Source organism: Ruegeria sp. CDSC045, from assembly GCF_059610725.1.
Window position 1 is genome coordinate 13,957 of sequence record NZ_JBXWOE010000016.1, and the last position, 25,135, is coordinate 39,091.

At 58.2% G+C, this 25,135-nt stretch carries 20 protein-coding genes; 8 read left to right on the forward strand and 12 right to left on the reverse strand.

Going from position 1 to position 25,135, the window contains the following annotated elements; translation table 11 throughout:
* Position 1: 1 nt before the first annotated feature.
* Positions 2-1,141, forward strand: a complete 1,140-nt coding sequence (locus AC2FH6_RS20590) for an alpha-D-ribose 1-methylphosphonate 5-triphosphate diphosphatase (protein WP_496704083.1) — start codon at positions 2-4, stop codon at positions 1,139-1,141.
* On the opposite strand, the gene AC2FH6_RS20595 is transcribed toward AC2FH6_RS20590, so the two are convergent.
* Genes AC2FH6_RS20595 through AC2FH6_RS20625 form a run of 7 tightly spaced genes read right to left on the reverse strand, consistent with a single transcriptional unit; the run spans position 1,142 to position 7,638 of the window.
* Positions 1,142-1,618, reverse strand: coding sequence for a class I SAM-dependent methyltransferase (locus AC2FH6_RS20595; RefSeq protein ID WP_496698837.1), 477 nt, complete (start codon positions 1,616-1,618; stop codon positions 1,142-1,144).
* Positions 1,615-2,388, reverse strand: a complete 774-nt coding sequence (locus tag AC2FH6_RS20600; RefSeq protein WP_496704084.1) for a polysaccharide deacetylase family protein — start codon at positions 2,386-2,388, stop codon at positions 1,615-1,617. The genes AC2FH6_RS20595 and AC2FH6_RS20600 overlap by 4 nt, the downstream gene beginning before the upstream one ends.
* Positions 2,378-3,526, reverse strand: a complete 1,149-nt coding sequence (locus AC2FH6_RS20605; protein WP_496704085.1) for a glycosyltransferase family protein — start codon at positions 3,524-3,526, stop codon at positions 2,378-2,380. The genes AC2FH6_RS20600 and AC2FH6_RS20605 overlap by 11 nt, the downstream gene beginning before the upstream one ends.
* Positions 3,523-4,107 carry a histidine phosphatase family protein gene (locus tag AC2FH6_RS20610; RefSeq protein WP_496704086.1) on the reverse strand — a complete coding sequence of 195 codons (585 nt, stop codon included), beginning with the start codon at positions 4,105-4,107 and terminating at the stop codon, positions 3,523-3,525. The genes AC2FH6_RS20605 and AC2FH6_RS20610 overlap by 4 nt, the downstream gene beginning before the upstream one ends.
* Positions 4,104-5,180, reverse strand: a complete 1,077-nt coding sequence (locus tag AC2FH6_RS20615) for a glycosyltransferase family 4 protein (RefSeq protein WP_496704087.1) — start codon at positions 5,178-5,180, stop codon at positions 4,104-4,106. Before AC2FH6_RS20615 ends, AC2FH6_RS20610 begins: the two co-directional genes overlap by 4 nt.
* Entirely contained in the window at positions 5,180-6,427 is a 1,248-nt protein-coding gene (locus tag AC2FH6_RS20620; protein ID WP_496704088.1) for a glycosyltransferase, read from the reverse strand. Before AC2FH6_RS20620 ends, AC2FH6_RS20615 begins: the two co-directional genes overlap by 1 nt.
* Positions 6,424-7,638, reverse strand: a complete 1,215-nt coding sequence (locus tag AC2FH6_RS20625; protein WP_185956733.1) for a glycosyltransferase family protein — start codon at positions 7,636-7,638, stop codon at positions 6,424-6,426. The genes AC2FH6_RS20620 and AC2FH6_RS20625 overlap by 4 nt, the downstream gene beginning before the upstream one ends.
* A 368-nt stretch (positions 7,639-8,006) precedes the next feature.
* Between AC2FH6_RS20625 and AC2FH6_RS20630 the strand changes: the two genes are divergently transcribed.
* On the forward strand, positions 8,007-10,382 hold the full coding sequence (locus AC2FH6_RS20630; protein WP_281973444.1) for a mechanosensitive ion channel family protein: 2,376 nt from the start codon (positions 8,007-8,009) through the stop codon (positions 10,380-10,382).
* Positions 10,383-10,479: 97 nt separating this feature from the next.
* Here the strand turns inward: AC2FH6_RS20630 and AC2FH6_RS20635 are convergent, their stop codons facing one another.
* The 5 genes from AC2FH6_RS20635 to AC2FH6_RS20655 are packed head-to-tail and all read right to left on the reverse strand — an operon-like array spanning position 10,480 to position 17,689.
* Positions 10,480-11,823, reverse strand: coding sequence for a CoA transferase (locus AC2FH6_RS20635; RefSeq protein ID WP_496703526.1), 1,344 nt, complete (start codon positions 11,821-11,823; stop codon positions 10,480-10,482).
* On the reverse strand, positions 11,820-12,974 hold the full coding sequence (locus tag AC2FH6_RS20640; protein ID WP_142639373.1) for an ABC transporter permease: 1,155 nt from the start codon (positions 12,972-12,974) through the stop codon (positions 11,820-11,822). The genes AC2FH6_RS20635 and AC2FH6_RS20640 overlap by 4 nt, the downstream gene beginning before the upstream one ends.
* Positions 12,971-13,999, reverse strand: a complete 1,029-nt coding sequence (locus AC2FH6_RS20645; protein ID WP_271951540.1) for an ABC transporter permease — start codon at positions 13,997-13,999, stop codon at positions 12,971-12,973. The genes AC2FH6_RS20640 and AC2FH6_RS20645 overlap by 4 nt, the downstream gene beginning before the upstream one ends.
* A 14-nt stretch (positions 14,000-14,013) precedes the next feature.
* Positions 14,014-15,924, reverse strand: coding sequence for an ABC transporter substrate-binding protein (locus AC2FH6_RS20650; protein WP_281973447.1), 1,911 nt, complete (start codon positions 15,922-15,924; stop codon positions 14,014-14,016).
* On the reverse strand, positions 15,917-17,689 hold the full coding sequence (locus AC2FH6_RS20655) for an ABC transporter ATP-binding protein (protein ID WP_142639379.1): 1,773 nt from the start codon (positions 17,687-17,689) through the stop codon (positions 15,917-15,919). Before AC2FH6_RS20655 ends, AC2FH6_RS20650 begins: the two co-directional genes overlap by 8 nt.
* Positions 17,690-17,889: 200 nt before the next feature.
* Between AC2FH6_RS20655 and AC2FH6_RS20660 the strand changes: the two genes are divergently transcribed.
* From AC2FH6_RS20660 to AC2FH6_RS20685, 6 genes are all read left to right on the forward strand, one after another.
* Positions 17,890-18,420 (forward strand): class I SAM-dependent methyltransferase, encoded by a 531-nt coding sequence (locus tag AC2FH6_RS20660; RefSeq protein ID WP_142639381.1) that lies wholly within the window; start codon positions 17,890-17,892, stop codon positions 18,418-18,420.
* Positions 18,421-18,438: 18 nt separating this feature from the next.
* A complete protein-coding gene (locus tag AC2FH6_RS20665) occupies positions 18,439-19,068 on the forward strand; it encodes a glutathione S-transferase (RefSeq protein WP_142639383.1) in 630 nt (209 codons plus the stop codon).
* A gap of 111 nt (positions 19,069-19,179) precedes the next feature.
* A complete protein-coding gene (locus tag AC2FH6_RS20670; protein ID WP_496704089.1) occupies positions 19,180-21,582 on the forward strand; it encodes a GcvT family protein in 2,403 nt (800 codons plus the stop codon).
* Positions 21,583-21,584: 2 nt separating this feature from the next.
* A complete protein-coding gene (locus AC2FH6_RS20675; protein WP_496704090.1) occupies positions 21,585-23,129 on the forward strand; it encodes a trimethylamine methyltransferase family protein in 1,545 nt (514 codons plus the stop codon).
* Complete coding sequence (locus tag AC2FH6_RS20680; RefSeq protein ID WP_271951552.1) at positions 23,130-23,804, forward strand: TetR/AcrR family transcriptional regulator; 675 nt, start codon at positions 23,130-23,132, stop codon at positions 23,802-23,804. It abuts the gene before it with no gap.
* Complete coding sequence (locus AC2FH6_RS20685; RefSeq protein WP_496704091.1) at positions 23,801-25,105, forward strand: NAD(P)/FAD-dependent oxidoreductase; 1,305 nt, start codon at positions 23,801-23,803, stop codon at positions 25,103-25,105. Before AC2FH6_RS20680 ends, AC2FH6_RS20685 begins: the two co-directional genes overlap by 4 nt.
* The last annotated feature ends 30 nt before the right edge of the window (positions 25,106-25,135 follow it).

The window sequence follows — 25,135 nt, forward strand, 5'->3', positions numbered from 1 at the left end:
GATGACAGAAGAATTGATCCTTGCCAATGCCACGCTGATCCTGCCCGACGAAACCATTAACGGCAGCGTCCGGGTTCAGGGCGACAGCATCACCGAGATCGATACAGGCGCGGCGGTTCCAAGCGGTGCAATCGATTGTGAGGGTGACTATGTCAGCCCCGGTCTGGTCGAGCTGCACACAGACAATCTGGAACGTCATATCCAGCCCCGCCCCAAGGTCGACTGGCCCCATGCGGCGGCAATTCTTGCCCATGACGCCGAACTGGCCAGCACGGGCATCACAACCGTGTTCGATGCGATGCGCGTCGGGTCGATCCCGACTGGTCCGCGATACAACAAATACGCACGTGGCCTGTCCCGCGAGCTGTGGCAGTTACGAGAGCAAGACGCCTTAAAAATCAGCCATTTCCTGCATTTGCGGGCCGAGTTGTGTTCAGAAACGCTGGTCGAAGAACTGGATGAATTCGGCCTCGAGGACCGTGTCGGGCTGGTGTCACTGATGGACCACACGCCCGGTCAGCGTCAATTCCGCGATATCTCAAAGCTCGAAAGCTATCTGAAAGGAAAGCTGGGGTTGGAGGGCAAGGAATTCCAGCAGCATGTCGCGGACCTCAAGGCGATGCGGGACAGGAACGGCGAAAAGCACGAGGTGGAAACCGTAAAGGCGGCCAAACGTTTTGGGGCCATGCTGGCCAGCCATGACGACACCACCCAGGAACAAGTACATGTGTCAGCGGGCCACGGTATCCGGCTGGCCGAATTCCCCACTACCGTCGAAGCGGCGCGGGCTTGCCACGATCACGGGATCAAGGTGATGATGGGGGCGCCGAATGTAATCCGGGGCGGGTCACATTCGGGGAATGTCGCCGCCAAAGAACTGGCCGATCTGGGACACCTGGATATTCTGTCATCGGACTATGTGCCGGCCGCGTTGTTGCTGTCGGCGGCACGGCTGGGGGAGATGTGGGGCAACATGGCCCGTGGACTGCGGACCGTTACGATGTCCCCGGCGCAGGTGGTCGGGCTGGAAGACCGTGGCGAGCTGCGCGCAGGCGCACGCGCCGACGTCATACGGTTCCGGATGCGTGAAGGCGCGCCTGCCCTGAACGGAGTGTGGTCGCTAGGGCGACGTGTGGCCTGATCAGGCCCTGTAGAAAAGGTATCGGTCGGGTGCGATGGTCTCCGGTCCGGTGATCTGTTCAAACCCAACCAGTGGTTGGCCGGATATCAGCAGCCCACCGGGCAGCATGACCTGAGCGATCAGCGGGCTGAGCATCGCCGCCTCAGCCACATCATCCTGCTTGATACCGCGCCCGAAATCGTAATGTGCCAATGCTATTTTTGGGCCACCGGCTGCTAGTTTCTTTAACATAGGACCCGCTTCGCCCTGCAGAAAATCCTCTGCCGGAGGGGTGCTGGACGGGTGGCACTGTAAAACCCTGTCCATGACCCAGATGCGCCGGTCTGGTAGAATTTCACGTAGGTGATCATAGGTGCGGCCATTCCCCAAACCCATGTCCAGTATATCGCCGCTCGTATCTGTAATCTGATCGACCGCCCAGTTCAGCCCGTCGCGTTGGGCCGTCAGGCGGCGCAGCATTGAATCCAATCGGCTCATTCGGGTCTCCGTGATCTATCGTTTTTTGGGGCGGTCCAGACGGTCGCCGGACCATCCAGAAACCGCGTCAGAAAGTCCTGCGTAAAGGACCAGACTTCCTCGTCATGCACCAGGTGATGCGTCAGAATCCCAAACGGCTCGGTATTGTCCGCAGGCCCTTCGCGCCTGTCCCGCAGCAGATCTGTGGCCTGAGCGATCAGCTTGTCCCGAGGGGCCAACCCCCGTGACCCGCGCCAGTCGATCGGGTCCAGATGCGTGTTGACCTGCATAAGGCCAGGTGCCGCCATCTTTGCCTTTCGGGGCGTCGCAGTGGACAGGATTTGATATCCCAGGCCCGGCAATTCCTGCACCATTTCTGAGGCGATACGGTTCCACGGCGGCACGAACATTGGGCACAGCTTGTCGGGAAACAGGGTCTGTAGCCGGGTCAGCCCGGCTCGTGCATCGTTGCGGATGTCCTGAATGGGGCGATGCAGTTGAAACTCTGATTTCTTCTCACTTTTCTGAGCATGGTTTTGATGGGCCCAGCCATGGACCACCGGTATCAATGCGGGCGAGCCTTCGACATGGGTAACCAGATCTTCATCTGCGTCGCGCGGAATAATCGCCAGATGAACCGGCAGTTCCAGTGATGCGGACAGCGCCTCCAGACGTTCCAACTGTGGCGTGACACAGACCGCGTCATCATCCCTCCACCACAGCGGCAGAGTCAGCCCTTCCTGTTGCCACAGATCAAGCTCGGTCATCAGGGGTTGCCAGTCAGCGGTCATGAGCGTGATCCAACAGTGATCTTACAATCTCAACAGACTTTTCTGCCCCGCTGAAACCTTGGCCGGTGCTTGGTCGTTTGGGGGCAGCCAGGATGGCCTCGACAGCCTGCGCCAGTGTTTCTCCAGTCAATTGGTCACTCGGCAATACGTCGATCGCGCTGAGTTTTGACAGGCTTTGGCTGCGCAAAGTCTGCTCGACTTCGCTTCCGTCGTCGAAGGGGATAAAGACCGAGGGTGTGCCAGACTGCAAGATGTCCAACGCAGTGTTGTAACCGCACATGCTGACCGACGCGGCGGCCAAGGGCAGCATTTGGCGAAAGTCCGGGCGCACCGGTTCTAACGTCACAGGGGCGTCGCCAGCCAGTTTTGTCAGGTGTTTTATACGTGCCGAGGCGTCCTGTCCGCCCACCAACAGGCGCCAGCGCCTGTTGGGCATCTTTCGTGCGGCCTCGATGGCCGCCTGAAAGATAGGCTCGCCCACCGACCCACCGCCAGCGCTTACCAGAATCTCACCTTTACCGATCCCTTCGGGATGCGGGGTCGGTGCCGTAGGGGCCACGAACCCGGTATAGAACAGGCGATGCGCCAGACGTTCCGAGACTGGCCAGCTTACATCCAGCGGGATCATGTTCTGGTCTGAATGGACAAGGACACCGTCAAAGAGGTCAAGAATGATTTCCTCGGTGCGCTGGGCTTTGGCAGGTTTGGATGGGGGCGCCAGTATGTCCCTGACAGATCCCAAAATAACCGGACGGGGACCCTGTGCGTGGGCCGCCTCCAACAGGGCGTCGAACTCATCCGCCAGAGATCTGCGGCCAAAGGGGTACAGCTCGGTGATCAGCGCATCCGGGGCAAAGCTCCGCAGCGCCTCTGTCAGGGCAAACTTGCGAGCATCGAAATAGGCAGCATCTGCGACCTCATCCGAATGCGTCAGCAATCGCGTGAAATTGGTGCCGTCTGAGCGCAATGGCGGCAGCCCTAGCAAGTCGATCCCGGTATGGTCCAGCTGCGGCGCGGACATTCCGCCCGAGACCAGCAAGACCTTGTGACCCTCAGCGGCAAAGGCCCGGCCCAATGTAAGTGCGCGGCTCAGATGTCCGGTGCCCAGCAGATGGGTCACAACAATCATCACCCTCATATGCGGGTCTCCTGCCGGATCAAACGGATAGGGTCAGTTTCGGGGCGCATGGACTCCATGTCCACGATATAGAGGCGGTTGCGCTTGATCTTAAAGGGGGCGGGGCCGTCAAAATCCCATCCCCAGGCGCGGGCCAGAATGACCCGCATGATACCGATATGGCAAACGGCTACGGTATTTTCGCCAAGACTGGCAAGCCAAGGTTCCAGCCGCTGCCAAATTTCGCCGGGGCTTTCACCTCCGGGGGGTAGGAAACCCCAACCCCAATCCTCGATATGGCGATAACCGCTTGCGGGATCGGCAATGAGATCGGTGCCGTGCTGCCCCTCCCAAGCGCCCCAGTTCATTTCCGTGAGGGCCTCGGACTTCAACGGTTCGCGCCCTGAAACCAGTTGTGCCGTTTGGGCCGCACGCGCCAACGGGCTGGACCAGACCATAGCCTGATCCCAAGGGGAGGGCAGGGAATAGCATGCCAGTTCTGTCTGAGCCTGTTCATCCAATGGAATATCGCTGCGCCCCTGAATGCGCCCGGCGCGGTTCCACGCCGTATGCCCGTGGCGCAATAGGGCGAGCTTGCTCATGTGGATGCCTCCAGCAAAGGATCAACAGCCGTCCAGAACCGATCAGTTGCATCGGGCATCAGGTGGCGCGCGGCTATATATGCGGCCGATTGGCTGCCTTGAGAAGACCGCAGTGCCGGATTGTCCAGAAGAGTGCGCAGCCTTGCAGCCAGCCCCTTGGCCCCTTCAGCAACCGAAGGATAGTCGGACGGCATAAGCACATCCCGGACGCCCGGCCTGTCTTGCGCGACCACGGGGATACCATGTGCCTGAGCCTCTAGATAGATCATACCATAGGCCTCATTCACGCCGGGCCAGACCATCAGGGATGCGGTAGCATAAGCCTTGCGCAGCGCGTCGCGATCAAGCTGCCCCAGAAACCGGACTTTCGTGCCAAACTTGGCCATCAGCGCTTCGATTTCGGCGCGGGCGGGACCATCGCCCGCAATAGACAGGGACCAATCGCCCTGCAGGTGGCGCAGTGCCTGTTCAAGCACCCGGTAAGAGGCCAGCTTGTCGCCGTGTCGCATCATGCCCACGGCCAGCATCGGGCCATCGCAGCTAGAGGCCTGCGGCAGCGAGGAGGCGGGAAGAAACGGCGGAAGCTCGACAAGCGTCTGATTTCCGAACTGCTCGCGTTCCAGCGTGATGAGGTCATTGGCGGTGTGATAAAAGATCACCCGGGCCGCGTCGCAGGCCTGATGGGCCGCTTGGGCAAACCCTGACCATGGCCCCTGAAGGCGGCTGTAGGCACGGGTGCTTTCAAGCTGAACATAGGGTATGTTTCGCGCCGTACTTACACGGGGTCCAATCAGATCAGGGGCCTTGTAATAATTGTGATAGGTCACCCATAGCGCAGTGTCAGCAGGTAGGTCGTAGGTCAGGCGCAGCACCTCGGCATCAGCCTCATGGCGCAGCTTGGCTTGGACCTCTTTGTCGCCGTGCTTGTCGAATACGCGCAGGTCCGAGGCCAGATCCACCGCATCCCCTCGGGCTTGGATTGCAAGAAGAAGATTTCGTGCCATTTCCCGGTCCCCCGACGGCACCGGGCTGTTGGGGGATTTCATCGGGGCATAGAAGGCGATGCGCGGCATCAGCTCTTATGCGCGCCCAGCGCGCTTAACCTGGCAGACAAAAGCGCTATGCCCGGGTCCATGCGGAATTCGGTGATCAGGCGATCATAGGCAGCGCCCGCCATACCAGCAGCTTGTGCGGGGTTGGCCGCCAGCTTTGAGATCGCATTTGCCAGCGCGACCGGATCGTCGTCCGTCAGGACGCCATGCGTGCCTGTCTCGATAAACTCAGGAATCGCAGAAACGGGGGTCGAAAGGATTGGCAGATATTGCGAGGCGGCTTCCATCAACACATTGGGCAGGCCATCCCGGTCCCCATCTGCGGCGATCCGGCTGGGCAGAACAAACAGGTCTGCTGTGCGCATCGCGGCGATGACCTCGGGTTGGTCACAGGCCCCTTTCCAGGTGATGCGCCCGGACAACCCGGCCGATGCGGCCCGGTTCTGCAAAGTATCACTCAGGCTTCCTCCGCCGATATGCGTCCAGTGCCAGTCAAGATCTTCTGGCAGCATGGCGAATGCATCAATCAGGCGATCAAAGCCTTTCTTTTCGACCAACCTCCCAACGGACAGCATATGAAAAGGGCTGTCAGCGGGGCGTAAGCCGCGTTCCGGCGGGGCTGGAAAGCGGCCCAGATCCAGCCCGTGATAGATCAGTTCAACCCGTGCCGGATCGTCGGCTAGGCTGCGCAGATGCTGGGCGCCGATCGCGGTGCAGGTTGCACCAAAAGCTGCTCCGTAAGTGTCGGAGTGCAACTTTTCCGATTTTTCCCAATCCGGTGACGTCCAGATATCTTTTGCATGGGCTGAAAAGCTCCACGGAAGGCCGCGCATGATCGCGGCATAGCGCGCGACCGACGAGGGCGTATGCATGAAATGCGCATAGAGAACCTGTGTGCTGGCGGGCAATTCCGCAGCCAGAACGCTGGCCTGACCGAACCGACGGATGCGGTTATGCGTGGGATCGCGGCGCAAATCAGCGCGCCAGATCTTATAGGCCGCGCCGTATCCCGGAAGGCACTGCGCTTGTTCGCGGGCAGCCCATATGCGCTGAGGTTCTTGATACAGATATTCCGGCAGATATCGAACCTGGCCACGAAACCTGTCGTGCAGCGGATGCCGTTTCACATCGGTTGGATGACGCAGGGACCAGATGTCGAACTGATGGCCGGCCTCTTGCAGAGCAACAAGTTCCTGCGCGATGAACGTTTCGGACAGGCGCGGCCACCCTTTGACCAACACCGCCAGATTGGATGCGCCTGCGGTCATCCGGTTGCCCGTTCCTGTTCCTGATTCAGCAATACCTCAATGCGCCCGGTGACATAGTCCAACCCGTCCAGCAGGCCCTGTTCAATGGCCTGAGACGGCAATGGCTGATGTGGTAGATCGCGAATGGCACGGACCATGGAATCGGTTGTTAGCCCGTCACGGAACTCGTCCAACATCCGGATCAGTCCCAGATCCTCGGCGCGTGAGGCACGGATCCACTGTTCCATACGCGGACTTGTCCGTGGAACAATGACGGCGCGTTTGTCAAAGGACAGGACCTCGCAGAACGTATTATACCCGCCCATACAGACAACGCCAGCCGCGCCGTGGAACAGCGTTTCGATCTGGGATTCAAAGCCGACGGCGGTCACACGCCCGTTCAAGGCGGCCACACGGGTTTCGAATTCGTCCCGCAGATCACCAGACAGGAACGGGCCATAGACCAATACCGCGCGTGGTGACAGGTCGGGGTCCTTTTCGTAAGCCGAAAGAACCAGGTTCACCATCGCCTTGCCGTCCCCACCACCACCTGGGGTAATCAGGATATAGGGCTGTTCCGGTGGGGTACCGATTGGCCCCAGATCACGACGCAAATAGCCAGTCCAGTGAATGCGCGACTGGGCCGCGTGATTCAGAGGCAGCCCCTTGGTCGGATCATAGATCGAACGCAGCCCGTAAACCCAGATTTCATGATAGAATCTTTCAGTCGCTGCAGTTGCCTCTTTCCGTTCCCACTCTGCGGCCAGAACTTCGGGTTCATCCAGAACATCACGCAAACCCAGCACCAGTTTGGTGCGCTGCGAGAGCAACAGGTTTTCGAGTGTTGGCAATAGCTCGCCGCGGAACCCGGTGGGTTCTTTGTCTACGATCAGAATGTCCGGGTCGAACTGCTGAACGGCGGTCTGAATCAACCCCGATCGCAACTCGGTCACCTCGTCGATCCCCATCCCGATTGTCTGAGACGCGTATGACCCGTCCGCCCGTTTGGTCACGCCAGGCAGACGCACGTGGTCGACCCTGCGCGGAAATGTGAACCGGCCAGCGACGGGCGATCCGGTCAGGATCAGGGATGATGCCGTTGGATCCGCCTGCGTAATTGCGGCGGCCAGTGCACGAGACCTGCGCAGATGGCCCAGCCCGAACGTGTCATGGCTGTAGAACAGGATCCGTGGCGCGCGGCCAGTAGTATCGTTTTGTCTTCCTAGGCTCATGCCTTCGCCTGTCTTAAGTGTCTTGGTGTCGGTCCGCGCATCGGCACCTGTTAGCTTATCGTCTTTCACCCGTCTTGCCAAAGGGCCTTGTGACCCGCCGACTGGAAGGGACTGCGTAAAACGTCAGCCATTCCTCTGGTAAGCCGCAAGGTGCCTTTTCGTTTTTGCGCAAAGACCTTAGCTGCTTGCCCGAAAGTGTATGCCCAGCCCGTCATATTCAGTTTTGAAGCGGATGAAAACATCCGATTCCAACTCATTGCACCCGGAACACGCCTGTGCACTTTATCGGGACCGCAGCGGCGCATAAATTGAAGTGTTCGGAAAGCTTCTGTAACCTGCGACAACATGCGACCCGGAAGCGAGAATTCATGAGATTTAACCTATTGGCTGCAATGGCCCTGTTCGTCTGGGTAGCTATGCTATCTCTGGGGTCGGAAGCGACGGCGCAGACTTCGCTTATACCCGGGTATGGTTCGGGGTCTGGCACGACATCTGAAGCAGATAAGGAAAGCGAACTGGCTGACGCGATCCGATCAGCCACCGAAGCGGGTGCAAGCGTCATTGTCATCGACAGCGCCGGTCAGCTTGTCTCATCTGGTGGCAATACCGCCTCGACGCACGACGATATCGCCCATGACCCGATGTCCGAAGGGTCACAGTTGATGAAGGCGCAAGAGCGGTTCTCGAAGTTCCGCGAGTCGATGGAGTCGCGCCTGCAGGCTTTGCCGTATTCGATCTTCGAAGTGCAATATGTTTTGCGAGAGACCAGCCCGGACGGCCGAATACAGACCTATGTCGAAGTGTTGGGCTGGAATATACTCTTCCTTCTTCTGGGGCGCTGGCTGTCGATAGAAATCTACGGCAAGCGTCTTGCAAAAAGGCTGGTGGTGGCGCGGTCAAAAGAAGATCCGCAAGGCTATCGCGAAAAAATGCCCTTTCTGGTCTTTCGCTTTTTCATGGGTGTTGGGGCCACGATCTTCGCGATGCTGATGGCCCTGATCGTGGGCTATCTGATCTTTGGCGAGGCTGAAGATCTTTCGATTCAGTTCACGACCACCGCCATATTCACGGCTTTCTTTCTTGCACGCACAGTTTCCGATCTTTGGCGTATGGTGTTGTCTCCTTACCTCAGTCAGTACCGGCTGCCGCCCTTTTCCGACCGGGAGGCAAAACGCCTTTACGTCTGGGCCTCGGCAATCGCGACATATGATATCTCGGTAGTATTGTTTTCTACCTGGGTTGCGGATTTTGGTCTGAACTACAATGTCTATGCGATGGTCTATGGCGGCCTGACCATGTTTGGCGCCTTGGGCAATGTTCTGATGATTCTGTTCAACGCCCGCGCCATCTCGAACGCGATCCGAGGCGGGCGGTCAAAGGAACAGGTATCCTGGATTTTGCGCCTGATATCGATTGCCTGGGCGCCGGTTCTGGCAGTTTATATCGTGTTCAGCTGGTTCAAACTGGCTGTTGATCTGGTGCTTGAGAACGAGAATTCCATTCCGATTGTTGCCAGCAGCTATGCCATCTTCATGTCTGTGGTCATTGCCTATGGCGCGATGAACTATCTGCTTGAACGCTACTTCGTCCGCAATCGCCAGATTGAAGAGCTGAACGCAGAGACTGGCGCCGGTGTTGAAGAGGATGAGGTTCCCCAAACCCCGCAAGCGGAAAAGAGAAAGCACTCAATCGTCACCTATGAGGATCTGGCGCGACGTGTGGCCGGCATCCTGGCATTTGTCGTCGGGTTATATGCTCTGGTCGTGATCTGGAATCCGGACGCAAGCTGGAGCGAAGACCTGCCTATTGAACGGGCTCTCGACGTGATGGTTATCCTGTTCATGGGCTATATCTTGTTCCATTTCTTCCGTGTCTGGATTGATACCAAGATTGCTGAGGAAGAAGACGTAGCCGGTGGAGAGGTTGAACTGGGCGACGAGGGCGGGGAAGGCGGGCAAAGCCGTCTTGCGACACTGCTGCCGTTGTTCCGTGGCGCAATTCTGGCGGTTGTTGTTGTGACCATCGTTCTGATTGTCCTGATGGAATTGGGTATCAATGTCAGCCCGCTGTTCGCCGGTGCCGGTGTCGTGGGTCTGGCCGTTGGGTTCGGGTCGCAAACGCTTGTCCGGGATATCTTCTCGGGCGCGTTTTTCCTGATGGATGATGCCTTCCGCAAAGGCGAATATATCGACATTGGCGATGTGAAGGGGACGGTCGAGAAAATCTCGGTCCGGTCGTTCCAGTTGCGGCACCATCTGGGCGCACTGAATACGATCCCCTTTGGCGAGATCAAGGTTCTTACCAACTATTCGCGTGATTGGGTGATCATGAAGCTGCCCCTGCGGGTGACCTATGACACCGATGTCGAAAAAGTACGGAAACTCATCAAGAATTTGGGCCAAGAGCTTTTGAGCGATCCGGTGATTGGGGATAATTTTATCCAGCCATTGAAATCGCAGGGCGTGATCGAAATGCAGGATTCGGCGATGATTATTCGGGTCAAGTTCATGACCAAGCCGGGCGATCAGTGGCTGGTGCGTAAGAAGGTCTATCAGGATATCCGCGAATTGTTTGCCCGCGAAGGGATCAAGTTTGCTCATCGTGAGGTGACCGTCAGGCTTGCCGACGGAAAAGAGGCCGAAAACCTGACACCGCAGGAACGCGAAGCGGTGACCGGTGCAGTGCATGCGGCCATCGACGAGGATTATCTGGACGATATCGGTCCTGGAGGCGACGACCGCTAGGGACCGCTCCCGCCTCTTTGGGCTGCGTCTCTGACGAGACCCCTTCCAAAGCGTTGGGCCGGACCGCGCGGCTGCCGGCGAGGGCGTAGGCGTAGGGCTATGACCAGGTGGCGCTCGACGTGCCCAGTTTGCTTGCGGGCAGGTCCCACGACATCTGGGCCGGACCAACCGAGAGCGCGGGCTTCAACCTGTGGCCAGGTCCCCATCCAGAGGTTTCGGTTTTGGTCGTGAAATCCGCAGGAACCGAAGCGCCAATTTCTGTCTTGGTGTCGAACTTGCCTAGAATGGTCAGCAGGTCAGCCGTGCGTGCCAGCGACAATCGGGCCTGCATGATCGGCGCACCCATCGCGGCTTCGGACAATGCTGACAGGACGGCGGCAGCCATCAGATATCCAGTCGCGTGGTCCAGCGCCTGCACCGGCAGGGGTGTCGGCTTGTCTGCACCGGCCCATACCCGACCTGCATCGGCAATCCCGCTGCTCATCTGTACGAGGCTGTCAAATCCGCGCCGCGAAGACCAAGGGCCTTGCCAGCCATAGGCATTCAGCGTGACTTCTACTCTGTTCGGGGCAATCTCGTCCCGTTTGGCTTGGGTGAGGCCCAGCGCGTCCAATGCGCCAGGGCGGTAGCCATGAATGAAAACATCCGCCTGAGCCAGCAACGCGTGAAGTGTCTTGGCACCTTCCGGCGATTTCAGGTCAAGATAGGCGCAGCGCTTGCCCAGGGAAATGTCCGGGATCACACCGGGTTCATCCCAACCCGGAGGATCAATGCGCAGGACCTCTGCCCCGAACCCCGCCAGAGTTCTAGTTGAAACCGGACCGGCCAGAACGCGGGTCAGATCAAGCACGCGCAGACCTGCCAGCGGGCGCTTGGCCGTTGCCTTTGGCCGGTCGCGAAGCTTAATCTGTCGGGGTTTGTGCCATCCGATCAGCGGGTCCCGTGAAACCGCGCGCCCCTGTGGATGATCCTGCCATTCCCCACGGCTGCGCATGGCGGCTGCCACACCACCCTCAGCCACGACAGCGTTTTCAAGATTGGCCGCCGACAAAGTTGCAACAGCCTTTGTAACCGCGTCCCGATCTCCTTTGACCTTCAGGACTTTCAGGGCGGCCGCACGGTGCTGAGGCAGGTTCGTGTGCAGCCTGATCCAACCATCATTGGCAAGGTAATCACCGGCGATACTGTCCCAGAGGTTGGGCATTTCCCAGCCATCGGGTTTGAAAGAATATCCGTACCAGAGAGACGCCAACCGGTGATCGACCAAAATCTCGGGCGGGCTTTGGGTCAGGTTCAGCGCGCCCATCAGGCGTGCCAGTTCCTGACCAACAGCCGCAAAGCTGGCGGTCGCCAGTTCGGAGACTGCATACACGCTGGGTCGCGCTCCGGTGCCGGTTGTCCGATACCCTTCGGGTGATGGCAGTACGGATAACAGCGTCATTGCTGATACGGATCCAGGCTGTCACGAAGCCCGTCACCCAGAAAGTTGAATGCCAGCACGATGACAATGATCGGCAGCATCGGGATGGCCGTCCAGGGGTAGATCTCGATCGAGGCAAGGTTCTGCGCATCGTTCAGCATCACACCCCAGCTGACGGCCGGGGCGCGCAGCCCAAGCCCAAGGAAGCTGAGCGCCGTTTCGCCCAGGATCATTGCCGGGATCGACAGGGTTGCCGATGCGATCAGGTGCGACATGAAGTTGGGTAGCAGGTGTTTGCGGATCACCCGGCCCGAGCTTGCTCCCATCATTTCGGCTGCACGTACGTATTCTTCTTCGCGCAGCGAAAGGAATTTGGCACGAACAGATCGCGCAAGGCCAGGCCAGTCGAGAATCCCCAGGATAATCGAGATGATGAAGAATACCGCGACCGGGCTCCAATTCGAGGGGACCGCCGCTGATAGCGCGAGCCAAAGGGGCAATTCAGGTAGTGAGCGCAGAATTTCGATTATACGGTTAATCACCCAGTCGATTCTGCCGCCAAAATATCCCGCAATCGAGCCGAACAGGATACCAAGAAAGAAGGACACTGAAATCCCGATCAGACCCACCGTCAATGACAGCTGGGCGCCAAAGAGGATACGGCTGAATACATCACGGCCCAGACGATCCGACCCCCATAGGAACAAAGTCGCGTCTTCAGGCGCGCAGAACAGATGCGTGTCCGACTTGATCAGACCCGCCAGCTTGTACTCGGCCCCTTCGCAGAAAAACTTGATTGGCCGCGGGGTGTCGGTGTCGGCGACAAACTTCCACTGGAAGGTCTCCAGATCCGCCTCGGCCACCATCGAATAGACATAGGGGCCGATGAATTCGCCCTCATGGAACCAGTTGATGCTTTGCGGCGGGGCATAGAGGTGCTCGTCATTACGTTCATTCGGGCCATAGGGCGCGATGAAACCCGCAAAGGGCAGCATGAGATAGCACAGCAACAGGAAGACGCCGGAAATCAGGCCCAGCTTGTGGGTTCGGAATTTGCGCCAGACCAGAATCCAGTTCGGAGCATCCAAATCGGCGCGCTCAAGTTGTTGCAGGGCGGCATCGGGATCGAATGGTGCGTCGTCGACATAGCGACCATCAGGATGTTGGGTCATGCTTCACGCCCCTCATATCGGATGCGCGGGTCCAGCATGACCAGCAGAATGTCAGAGATCATCGTACCGATCAGTGTCAGCAAAGCCACAAACATTAGGATGAAGGCGGACAGGAACTGGTCCTGGGTTTTCAGCGCCGTCAGCAATGTCGGGCCGATCGTCTGAAGGCCCAGAACAACCGATACCAGAACAGAGCCGGAGACCATCGAAGGCAGCAGGTTTCCGATATCCGCGACAAAGGGGTTGAAGGCCACGCGCAGCGGGTATTTGGTCAGCATCCGCGACGGGGCCATGCCTTTGGCAATGGCGGTTTCCACATAGGGCTTGCCCAGTTCATCCAGCATGTTCGCCCGCAGCCGCTGCATCATGGCCGAGGCGCCAGATGTGCCGATCACAAAGGTCGGTACGATCAAATGGACGAGGATGGATTTCAGCTTTTCCCAACTCATCGGCAACCCTTCAAAGGACGGGTCCATCAGGCCTCCGATTGGCAGGTTGAAATAGCGGTGCCCATAGTAGAACAGGATCAGTGCCAGTAGAAAGTTCGGCGTTGCCAGACCCAAATAGCCCACAAAGGCCGAGGTATAGTCGATCCAGGTCCGCGACTTCGCGGCTGCAAGAACACCCAGGGGAAGGGCCACTGCATATACGAACAGGATGGCGGCCAGATTAACCACGACGGTCAGCCACAGCGTGTCGCCCACGATTTCTGCGACCGGGCGGTCAAATTCAAAGGACCAGCCGTAGTTGCCTTGCACCAGCCCATCGAACCCATGCGGGCCAGGCCAGAAACCGATCCAGATCAGATATTGCTCCCACATGGGGCGATCTAGCGCATATTCCGCGCGCAGGAATTCTGCCTTGGCCACACCCGCCGATTGTCCGGACGCCTGCAGTTCAGCGATCTGGTTGCTGAGATAGTCGCCCGGGGGCAGGTTGATAATCACGAATACCAGAACCGACACCACCAGAAGGGTCAGCAGCATCGTGAAAAAGCGATAGACTGCATAGCGCAGCATGACCATGTGGCTGCTCCTGATCAGTCGGCGAAAAAGAATTCGTCCGGCCGGTGAATGCCGAAATGTGCGCCGGGTTCCCAGGCCCACATGGCCTGCTCGGGGACGTTGCGCAGGCGGTTCGATACGACGATAGGCTGAGGCGCACCGTTCAGAATGCCAATGGCATAAAGTTGGTCAGCGTGGATTTTCAGCATCTCATCCCATGCGGCCTTGCGTTCCTCATCAGTCGAGGCGACCTCCCAGTTATGGGCCAGTTCCATCAGGCGCTCGGCCTCAGGCATATCGGGTTTCTCGCCAACATCGCCTCCAGTCTGATAGTACTGCCCCCATTTTGGCCAGGCCAAAAACACCTGATCGGTAGGGGCAAGATAAGCTGGTGAGGTGTGGTGTTGCGGGATGCCGTCATCCCAGCCGAACCAGACGGACGCCATTGTGCTGCCGGCAAACACCCGGTTGCGCAGAATGTCCCTGTCCAATGGGCGCATAATAAGATCGACGCCAATGTCGCGCCATGTGTCCGTGACGATTTGCAACGCGTTTTCGACCTCTTGCCGCTCACCTGCGGTTTCGATGACCAGCTCCATCGGGCGGCCATCGGGCAACAGTCGCGTGCCGTCTTTGTCGCGCTCGGTCAGGCCGGCCTCGTCAAGCAGCGCATTCGCCAATTCGATGTCGTACTGTGCCCATGCCTTTGCGTTTTCTTCGTTGAAGAAGGGCGAAGCGGGCAAGACCGACATCGCGGCGGGATGGGCCAGTTTGAAATACAGCGCCTGATTTATCGTTTTGCGGTCGATTGCCAGAGACAGCGCGCGGCGAACACGCGCGTCACGCAAAACGGCACGCCATGCTTCGTCTTCGTAGTTCAGATTGGGGTAAATCGCGATCTGTGAGGCAACCCCGGTTTTCCACAGCAAGGTTTTGTAGTCTCCACCAGCCTCGCCCTTTTTCAAGATCGAAGCGTCGCGGAACGCCAGTCCGCGCCCCTGTAGATCGGATTCGCCAGCATTGGTTTTTGCAGCAACCAGACCCCCGGCCACGATCTCCATCTCGACCACGTCGATATAGGGAAGCTGCACCCCATGGCTGTCGATGCGATGAAAATAGGGATTGCGAACAAAGTTGTGACGGATCTTTTTGCCCGAACTTGCATTCAACCAGGGCTGCAAAGTTGGCAACTCGTGGTTGTCAAACTTGTAAAGGTTGTCGAGTTTGTTGTGTAAAGCTGCCCAGCTTTTGACGCGGGCATCTTCAACCTGAAAGGCAAGCTTTTCTGCGTCAGCGTATTTCTCGTGGTACTGTTTCAGGAACTCGGAAGGGCGGTAGATGAAAGGCGGGCGCGCTTGTGCCAGAGCCTGCAGGAAGCCGGGGTTGGGATCTTCCCATTCAAACACAACGGTCGTTTCATCGGGGAAGGTCACGGTCGGAGTCTTGCCTTCGACGATCAGAAAATCCGGTGGTCCCGACGGGCTGAGCAGTTCGTTATTTGCCACATCCTCCCACCAGTATCGGAAGTCCTCGGAAGTGAACGGAGAGCCATTCGACCATTTGTGACCTTCACGCAGGTTGAGGGTGTATTTGCGGTTGTCGTCGTTCTGGAAGGATTCAAGCAGGTCTGGAACGACCTGATAGGTCTGGTCGAACCCAACAAGGCGGGCGTATCCGTAAACGACCATCTGCCGGATGTCTTTGGACCGAGTAATCATTGTGCGCAAAGTGCCGCCCTGTTTGCCGAATTCCCTGCCTTTTGCAGCAAGATCCACAATCAGGGGTTCGGCGGGAATTCGGTCCTGTATGGGGGGAAGGTTCCCCGCATTCACTTCGGTTTCCCAGAAAGTACTTTCTTGCAGCTCGGGCATGTCTGCCGTGGCGGGCAGGGCCCATGTTGCGGCCAGCGCAACGGCCAGTAACAGCGGGCGAGTGGTCTTAAACATGGCATCGTACCTTATGGCCGGGCTCCATCTCTACCAATGAAGGTACCACGGAGTCGGTAAATCGGAAGGCGTCATCCCAACTGTCAGGTGAACCAGCACCCAAAGCAACCAAATTCAGGTCGATGGGGCGGTTGATGTCGGGCTCTGGTTGCGCAGCAATCAGTGCCTTGGTGTAAGGGTGACGAGGGTTGTAAAACAGTGTCTCGGGCGGGGCCTGTTCCACGACAAGCCCACGACGCATCACAGCAACTTCGTCGGCAATGCGTGCAACAACCGCAAGGTCGTGCGAGATGAAGAAATACGACAAATTCAGGCTGTCCTGCAAATGTTCCAGCAACGTCAGGATTTGTTCCTGAACCGATACGTCCAGAGCCGAAGTGGGTTCGTCACAGACAATAAGCTGAGGGTCGAGCATCATTGCGCGGGCAATCGACAGGCGCTGTCTTTGGCCGCCGGAAAAAGCATGGGGATAGCGTTTCAGCATATCGGCGTTCAGGCCAACACGTGTCAGCATCTCGGCCGCTTTTTCGCGCTGCTCGGCGGTCGATCCGATACGATGAATCTCCAACGGTTCGGTCATCGCATCCTGAATGCGCATGCGAGGACTGAGCGAGCTGTAGGGATCCTGAAACACCATCTGCGCCTTGCGCTGAAACGCGGTGCGCTGGGTCCGCGTCATCTTGTGAACGGTGATTGCTTCTTCATCGGGGGAGGATCGAAACAGAACCTCTCCGCCCGGATCAGGCGGCTCAGCCCCTAGTGCGATGCGGGCGGCCGTAGTTTTGCCCGAGCCGCTTTCGCCGACGATCGCCAGCGTCTTGCCCCGCGCGAGGTTCAGATCGACTCCGCGGCAGGCATAGATCAGGCGTTCGCCCTGCCAGCCCTTGCTGGATCGCATCGTATAGGTTTTCGACACGGCCTTCATCTGAAGGATCAGATCTTCGTCGGGCATCGGGATGCCAACCGCGTCCTGATCCGGAATCTCGGGCGCGGCGTTGAACAACTGTTGGGTATAGGGGTGAGCAGGGCTGGTCAGGATCGGTGCCGCAGCTCCAGCCTCCATCACGCGGCCTTTGTGCATGACCACGACCTGTTCGGCCATATTGGCGACGACCCCCAAATCATGGGTCACAAGGATCAGTGCCATTCCCGTTTCACGCTGAAGCTCTTTGATCAGCCCCAGCACCTGGGCCTGTGTCGTAACGTCCAATGCTGTCGTCGGCTCGTCCGCGATCAGTAATTCCGGTTTGGAAACCATGGCCATAGCGATCATGGCGCGTTGGCGCATCCCGCCGGACAGCTCGAACGGGTAAGAATCATAGGCGCGCTGAGGGTCTGGAAAACCCACGCGTTCGAACTGTTCCAGAACCGTTTTGCGGGCCTGTGCCTCGGAGGCATTGCGATGCAGCCAAAGAACTTCGCTGACCTGATTGCCAATTTTGTGCAGGGGAGAGAGCGAGCGCATCGGCTCTTGAAAGATCATCGAGATCCGATTGCCACGAATGCCGCGCATCTGACGTTCGCTGATCTGGGTCAGTTCCTCCATGCCTTTAGAATCATTCAGAGTAATCGTACCGCTTCGAATTTGGGCTGCTCGGGGAAGAATGCGTAAAGCAGCCCGGCATGAGATCGTTTTCCCCGACCCTGATTCACCCACAAGCGCAAGTGTCTGTCCCGCTTCGACGTCGAAGTTGACGCCTTGAACCACAGACTCTCCGGCACCAAATCCGATGCTGAGGTCCCGGACAGACAACAACGCAGTCATGCGGGTATTCCACCCGTTAGGCCGTAGCTCGGCATAGGCTTGATCAACTCCCTGTGTTTTTTGTCGCAGTTTCGCGCGGTTGTGCCTGTATAGTCAAACCCGTTCTTAGGGTGAAATGTCGCGAAAACGTGAAACTGAGGCCGATTTGCCTACACAATGCCTTGAGGATTTGTCATCACATGCGATGTCGGTCACAGGTTATGTGTCGTCAAATATCAAGGAGAGATTTCCCAGTGCCCGATCCCCAAAGCCGTCTTGACCTGTTCATCGACCGTATGGTGTCGCAGCGTGCCTGCCTGGACCATGCCATTGCACAGACAAGCACCATGTCCGGTCCGGTGTTCGAGCTGGGATTAGGGAATGGTCGTACTTATCATCACATGGTTCAGTACATTCAAAACCGTCCGGTCTATGTGTTCGAGCGCGCCGTGGCCTCCCATCCGGACTCTACCCCGCCCGAGGATCTGGTGATTCTGGGGGATGTGCGTGAGACTCTGCCTGCGGCGCTGGAACGGTTTGGGGCGACGGCCAGTTTGATCCATGCGGATCTTGGCGGCCATAACAGGGACAAGAACGATGCTTTCGCGCGGTTGGTTTCCCCCCTGATAGAACCGTTGTTGGCAGAAGGTGGGCTGATGGTGTCCAGCGACCGGATGTATTTCGAAAACCTGACCGAAATCCCGCTGCCTGAACATGCGGTGGACGGACGTTGCTTTATCTACCGCCGCTAAGCGCGAGAAGGATACCAAATGCTTTTCTATGATTGCACGACCGCTCCAAACCCGCGCCGCGCGCGCATGTTCATCGCAGAAAAAGGGCTGGAGATTGAAACGCGCAATATCTCGATAGCAAAGGCGGAACAGTTGGATGGCGCTTTCCTTGCGGTAAACCCCAATGCGACGATCCCTGTTCTGGTGACGGATGAGGGTGCAACGCTGACCGAAAACCTGGGCATTGCCGCCTATCTTGAGGCGCGCTTTCCCGAACCACCTTTGATGGGACGTACGCCAGATGAAAAGGGGCTGGTCCTGATGTGGAACAGCATTGTCGAGCAGCAGGGTGGAGTGCCTATTGCCGAGGCTCTGCGCAACACCCATCCAGCGTTCAAGGATCGGGCGATTCCAGGCCCTGCGAACTATGCCCAGATTCCCGAGCTGGCTCAGCGCGGCACGGCTCGGGTGGGCCGGTTTTTCGATTTGCTTGAAACGCGGCTGAAGGATAGCGCGTTTGTTGCGGGGGCTGAGTTCACGCTGGCCGATATCTCGACCTTTGTGTTCGTTGACTTTGCCCGCGTGATCAAGATGCGGATTCCACAGGAAAATACCGCGACGCTGTCTTGGTTCGACAAGATCGCATCGCGTCCAAGCGCACAGCTTTAATGCGTTGAAATTGAGCTGTCTGAACTTGCTCACTTGCACTGTACAGAAATGTCTAGACAGGTGTGAACAGTATCACTAGCGTCTCCCTCGAGTCATGCAGGGGAGAGCATAATGAAATCTCAGTATCGCGTTGTGGTCATCGGTGGCGGCGTTGTGGGCGCCTCGGTTCTGTATCACTTGGCCAAATTCGGCTGGTCAGATGTGGTCATGCTGGAACGGCGGCGATTGGCGTCGGGATCGTCCTGGCACGCGGCGGGCGGTATTCACGCGCTGAACGCGGATCCGAACATGGCGTCGCTGCAGGCCTATACAATCGACCTTCTCAGCGAGATCGAGAAGGAATCCGGGCAGAATATCGGCCTGCACATGACCGGTGGTCTGACTTTGGCTGGAACGCCCGAGCGGTGGGAGTGGCTGCAGGCCAACTATCGTATCTTCCAGTCTATCGGTATCGAAGACTGCGAATTGCTGACTCCACAAGAGGCGCAAAAGCGCTGTCCCATTATGTCGACTGACGGCGTTCTGGGCGCGATGTGGGCCGATCGAGAAGGCTATATCGACACGACCGGTACGGTTCAGGCCTATGCAACTGCTGCCAAGAAACGCGGTGCCGAGTATTACGAGGAGACCAAGGTCGAGGAATTGATCCAGACCGATGATGGCTGGCAGGTCGTGACGGACAGGGGCACAATAACTTGCGAGCACGTGGTCAATGCCGCGGGGCTTTGGGCCAAGCAGGTCGGGCGCATGGCGGGGGTTGAGCTGCCAGTGTCGCCGCTGAAACATCACTATCTGATCACGGATACAGTGCCCGAAGTGGCGGCGGCGGATTTTGAGATGCCAATGACCGTGGACCTCGAGGGGTTCACCTATATGCGGCAAGACCAAAAGGGCGTTCTGGTTGGTATCTATGAGGTCGACCATGAACATTGGGCAATGGACGGTGCGCCGTGGAATTATGGCGAGGAACTGTTTCAGGAGCAGCTTGACCGGATTGAGAATGAACTGACGCTGGGCTTTGAACGCTATCCGTCGATCCAGAATGTCGGCATCAAAACCTGGGTCAACGGGGCGTTTACATTCTCGCCTGATGGTAACCCGCTGGTCGGGCCGGTTCCAGGTAAGCGCGGGTATTGGACCGCCTGCGCTGTCATGGCCGGGTTCCTGCAAGGCGGCGGCGTTGGCAAAACGCTGGCAGAGTGGATGATCCATGGCGAGCCCGAGGCCGATGCATGGCCGATGGACATTGCCCGCTATGGCGATTTTGCTCAGAACAAACGCTATATCCGTGAAACCACCGGGCAATTCTATTCCCGCCGTTTCGTGATGACATATCCGAACGAACAGCTGCCTGCCGGTCGTCCGCTGAAGATGGCGCCAGCTCATGACGCGATGACTGAAGCGGGATGCAAATGGGGTGTCAGCTGGGACCTTGAGGTGCCGCTGTACTTCGCGCCGAAAGGGTTCGAGGAAACGCCGACCCTCAAGCGATCCAACGCGCATGATATCGTGGCCAAGGAATGCAAGTTGATCCGCGAGGGCGTCGGCCTGATGGACATCTCTGGCTTTTCCCGGTTCGAGGTCACCGGGCCAAATGCCGAGCTGTGGCTGGATCGCGTGATGGCCTCGAAACTTCCCGCGCCGGGACGGGCCAAGTTGGCACCAATGCTGGGTGAGAATGGGCGGCTCAAAGGGGATTTGACCGTTCTGAACTGGGGCGATGGCACCTGGTGGATCATGGGCAGCTATTACCTGCGCGCCTGGCATATGCGCTGGTTCGACGATCATATGATCGACGGAGTCGAGGTTCGCGATCTGGGCGAGGAGTATTGCGGGTTCGGTCTGGTCGGGCCGAAATCGCAGGAGGTAATCGAAAAACTGGCCGAGCAAGACATCTCCGGCCTGAGATTCATGGGCTGTGGTGATTTTGATATCGGTCTTGTCAGGGCTCGCGTTGCGCGCATGTCAGTCACAGGTGAAAAAGGCTATGAGATCAACTGCCGCTATGGTGATCACATCAAGCTGCGCCGGATGTTGCTTGAGGCCGGGGCTGATGAGGGCATTCGTGAATGTGGGTTCAACGCGATGCTGTCCACGCGGCTTGAGAAAAGCTTTGGCATCTGGTCGGCTGAATTCACTCAGCTTTACACGCCGGGCATGACCGGCATGGATCGCTGGATCGACTGGGACAAGGATTTCGTCGGTAAAGAGGCCGCCTTGGCCGAACGCGATGGCAATGGTCCTGCGCAGGTTCAGGTGACGCTTGAGGTTGATGCTCTGGACGCAGATGCCAGCGGATACGAACCTGTCTGGTCAGGGGCAGAGCACGTGGGTTTTGTCACCTCGGGCGGCTATGGCCACTACACCGGCAAGTCCCTGGCGATGGCGCTGGTCAATCGTGACAAGGCCGCACCAGGCACTGAACTGTCTGTCCATGTGGTTGGGGTCGAACGACCTGCGCGGGTCATCGCGCCGTCGCCCTATGATCCACAGGGCAAAGCGATGCGGGGTTGAGCGTGTCGGCCAGTGATCAGGGACGCAGGCGCAGACGGCGCGGCGTGGATGCCGCGCCGCCGCCCGGTCGGGATATCAACTATCGCCAGCTGAAAAATCCTTTTCCACTGATGGAGGTCTTTCCCGCAGACCAGATCGCCGACATGCACGAAACCGCGCTGCGCATCTTGCAAGAGCTGGGTGTGAAAGTTCTGCTGCCCGAGGCGCGGAATATCTTTGCCAAAGCTGGCGCGCGCGTGGATGTCGATAGCGAAATGGTTTTTATTGGTCGCGACATGGTCGAGGCCGCCGTTGCCTCGGCCCCGAAATCCATCACCTGCCGAGCCGGTGCGTCGCACCGGGATTTCACGCTGGAACTGGGTAGCCTTGTGTTTCAACCGGGGGCAGGGGCCCCCAATGCCACCGATCTGGAGCGCGGGCGTCGCCCGGCGACGGGGCAGGATTATCTGGAGTTCCTGAAACTCACCCATCATTTCGACGTCTTTCAAATGATCTCGCCTCAGGTTGAACCGCAGGATGTGCCGACCCCTCTGCGGCACTATTTCACCACGCAGGCGCAGATGGAGCTGACAGACAAGTTCCCATTCTTCTTCTCGCGCGGGACACCGCAGGTGATGGATTGCTTTGAGATGCTGACGACCGCGCGAGGCCTGTCGGATGACGAATTTAGGACCCACCCGTACAGCTATACGATCATCAACACGAACAGCCCGCGCACGCTGGACATACCGATGGCGCAGGGGCTGATCGACTTTGCGCGCCACGGGCAGATGTCAATCATCACGCCCTTTACGCTGATGGGGGCGATGGCACCGATCACGGTGGCGGGGGCCATCACCCTGTCCCATGCCGAGGCGTTGGCCGCACTGACTCTGACGCAATTGGCGCGTCCCGGTGCGCCTGTGTGCTATGGCACTTTCACCAGCAATGTGGATATGAAATCCGGTGCTCCGGCCTTTGGAACGCCCTCGCATTTTCAGGCCTCACTGGCGGCCGGGCAGTTGGCGCGGCATCTGGGCCTGCCGTGGCGCTCGGCTGCGGGCTCGGCTTCGAACATCAATGATGTGCAGGCGGCAAATGAAAACCAGTTTGGCCTATGGGGGTGCCTGATGGCTGGGGCGACGGTGATCATTCACTCGGCGGGATGGCTAGAGGGCGGATTGACCGTGTCCTTTGAAAAACTGGTCTGCGACGCCGAAGTGTTGAACATGGTGGCCGAGCTGTGCGCCGGGGTGCAGGCTGGCGAGGCTGAAATTGGGTTCGACACTGCGCTAAGCGAGGTTGAGCCCAGCGGACATTTCTTTGCATCCAGCCAGACGATGGAACGCTACAATACAGAATTCTACGAGCCACATGTCCATGATTATGCCAATTTCGGCACCTGGGCCGAGCGTGGATCGTTGGACGCAAACAGTCGTGCGACCGGTGTATGGAAGGAAATCTTGGCCAATTTTCAGCCACCTGAGCAAAACAGCGACCAGATTGGCGCGCTGAAAGACTTTATTGCCAAACGTACCGAAGAGGGCGGCGCGCCGCCGGAGAGTTAAATGAATACGAAACCCATCCTGCACCGGGACGACCCGGAAGCTGAACCGCTGATCGGCAATATCAAGGTCACGCGCGACGACTGGCTGAACGTGGCGTTGGATGTGCTAATCTCGGACGGGGTCGATCAGATCAAGGTGATGAATCTGGCGGAACGGATGGCCGTGTCTCGGTCGTCCTTCTATTGGTACTTCAAATCGCGCCAGGAACTGCTGGATGCTCTTCTGGCACGGTGGCAGGCCACCAATACCGCGGCATTGGTCGCGCAGGCTGAAGCTCCGGCAAAGACGATAACCGGTGCGGTGTGCAATGTGCATCGCTGTGTCGTCAATACCGACCTGTTTGACACCGCGCTGGATTTCGCGGTGCGCGACTGGGCGCGCAAATCGGGCAAGGTGCGGCGCGCGCTTGACCAGTCTGACGCGCGACGGTTGCTAGCGCTGCACGCCATGTTTGCCCGCTTTGGCTATTCCGAGGTCGAGGCGGAAACCCGTGCGCGCGTGCTGTATTACATGCAGATAGGATACGATCTGGCGCAGCTGAATGAACCGATGTCCACGCGGATATCAATGGTGCCGCATTATCTATATGTCTTCACCGGGGTCGAGCCGAGGCCAGAGGAAGTGGAAGAATTCAGCGCCTATTCGCGCCATCACTGGAAAGGAGAGCCATCATGAGTCAACCAGATGCAATCATCATCGGAACAGGCGTGATCGGGGCGGCCATCGCGTTCGAAATGGCCAAGGCCGGGTGGAAAACCGTATCTCTGGACCGGAACGCTCAGGTTGGCCATGGCTCAACCGCCGGGTCCTGCGCGATCATCCGGATGCATTATTCCACCTTTGACGGCACGGCATTCGCCTGGGAAGGCTATCATTATTGGCGCGACTGGGCCGAGTATCTTGGCCTGCCGCAAGGCGCCGATCTGGCCCAATTCCGCGAAACCGGCTGTCTGGTCATGAAGACCGAGGCGAACGGGCTGCTGGAAAAACACATGAAGAACAGTTCCGCGCTGAATTGCCCATTCGAGGTATGGTCCCCGGAACAGGTCACCGACCGGCTGCCGGTCTATTCGCAGGACAGTTTTGCCCCCGCTCGTCGCATGGATGATCCCGAGTTTGGGCAGCCCAACGGACGCAAGATGCAAGGCGGCGTTTACTGGCCTCAGGCCGGGTATGTCACCGATCCGGCCCTGTCTGCACAGAACCTGATGGATGCCGCCAAACAGCACGGGGCCGAGGTGCGAACCGGGGCCGAAGTGGTCGAGATTTTGACTGATGGCGGGCGAGTTTCTGGTGTCAGGTTGGCATCGGGAGAAGACATTCATGCGAAAGTTGTGGTTAACGTAGCCGGGCCGGGTTCGGCCATCATCAACGGGATGGCTGATGTTCTGGATGACATGACCATTCAGACCCGCCCCTTGCGCCAAGAGGTCGTTCACGTCCCTGCGCCCGAGGGGTTTGACTTTGAAAATGACGGCACAATCGTGTCGGACAGCGATATCGCCTGCTATTGCCGGCCTGAGCATGGCAACCACATCCTGGTGGGCTCGGAAGACCCCGAATGCGACCCACATCAATGGTGCGAAGATGACGTAACCTATAATCGCGACTTTACCGACCAGTGGACGACACAAGCGATGCGCTATGCCCAAAGAGTGCCTAGCCTTGGCATTCCTTCCAAGACCCGCGGTGTGGTGGACCTGTATGATGCGTCGACGGATTGGATTCCAATCTATGATAAATCCAGCCTTCCCGGTTTTTATATGGCCTGCGGATCCAGTGGAAATCAGTACAAGAACGCGCCCGTTGCAGGCAAGATGATGACGGCGCTGATCGGGTATTGCGAAGACGGGGCGGATCATGACAGTGCGCCGCTACAATTTGAACTGCCCTATATTGGACGCACAATCGATGTCGGTTTCTATTCCCGCAAGCGCCCGATCAACAAAGAAAGCAGTTTTTCCGTTTTGGGCTAGCCGACGCGTCCTGATGCACTAGCATTCACG

Coding starts and splice junctions, on each gene's coding strand:
- AC2FH6_RS20610 (WP_496704086.1), bottom strand. CDS start 4,107: ATGAGCAAGCTCGCCCTATTGCGCCACGGGCATACGGCGTGGAACCGC.
- AC2FH6_RS20630 (WP_281973444.1), top strand. CDS start 8,007: ATGAGATTTAACCTATTGGCTGCAATGGCCCTGTTCGTCTGGGTAGCT.
- AC2FH6_RS20605 (WP_496704085.1), bottom strand. CDS start 3,526: ATGAGGGTGATGATTGTTGTGACCCATCTGCTGGGCACCGGACATCTG.
- AC2FH6_RS20650 (WP_281973447.1), bottom strand. CDS start 15,924: ATGTTTAAGACCACTCGCCCGCTGTTACTGGCCGTTGCGCTGGCCGCA.
- AC2FH6_RS20665 (WP_142639383.1), top strand. CDS start 18,439: ATGCTTTTCTATGATTGCACGACCGCTCCAAACCCGCGCCGCGCGCGC.
- AC2FH6_RS20680 (WP_271951552.1), top strand. CDS start 23,130: ATGAATACGAAACCCATCCTGCACCGGGACGACCCGGAAGCTGAACCG.
- AC2FH6_RS20615 (WP_496704087.1), bottom strand. CDS start 5,180: ATGCCGCGCATCGCCTTCTATGCCCCGATGAAATCCCCCAACAGCCCG.
- AC2FH6_RS20600 (WP_496704084.1), bottom strand. CDS start 2,388: ATGACCGCTGACTGGCAACCCCTGATGACCGAGCTTGATCTGTGGCAA.
- AC2FH6_RS20640 (WP_142639373.1), bottom strand. CDS start 12,974: ATGACCCAACATCCTGATGGTCGCTATGTCGACGACGCACCATTCGAT.
- AC2FH6_RS20590 (WP_496704083.1), top strand. CDS start 2: ATGACAGAAGAATTGATCCTTGCCAATGCCACGCTGATCCTGCCCGAC.
- AC2FH6_RS20685 (WP_496704091.1), top strand. CDS start 23,801: ATGAGTCAACCAGATGCAATCATCATCGGAACAGGCGTGATCGGGGCG.
- AC2FH6_RS20670 (WP_496704089.1), top strand. CDS start 19,180: ATGAAATCTCAGTATCGCGTTGTGGTCATCGGTGGCGGCGTTGTGGGC.
- AC2FH6_RS20595 (WP_496698837.1), bottom strand. CDS start 1,618: ATGAGCCGATTGGATTCAATGCTGCGCCGCCTGACGGCCCAACGCGAC.
- AC2FH6_RS20660 (WP_142639381.1), top strand. CDS start 17,890: ATGTGTCGTCAAATATCAAGGAGAGATTTCCCAGTGCCCGATCCCCAA.
- AC2FH6_RS20625 (WP_185956733.1), bottom strand. CDS start 7,638: ATGAGCCTAGGAAGACAAAACGATACTACTGGCCGCGCGCCACGGATC.
- AC2FH6_RS20635 (WP_496703526.1), bottom strand. CDS start 11,823: ATGACGCTGTTATCCGTACTGCCATCACCCGAAGGGTATCGGACAACC.
- AC2FH6_RS20645 (WP_271951540.1), bottom strand. CDS start 13,999: ATGGTCATGCTGCGCTATGCAGTCTATCGCTTTTTCACGATGCTGCTG.
- AC2FH6_RS20655 (WP_142639379.1), bottom strand. CDS start 17,689: ATGACTGCGTTGTTGTCTGTCCGGGACCTCAGCATCGGATTTGGTGCC.
- AC2FH6_RS20620 (WP_496704088.1), bottom strand. CDS start 6,427: ATGACCGCAGGCGCATCCAATCTGGCGGTGTTGGTCAAAGGGTGGCCG.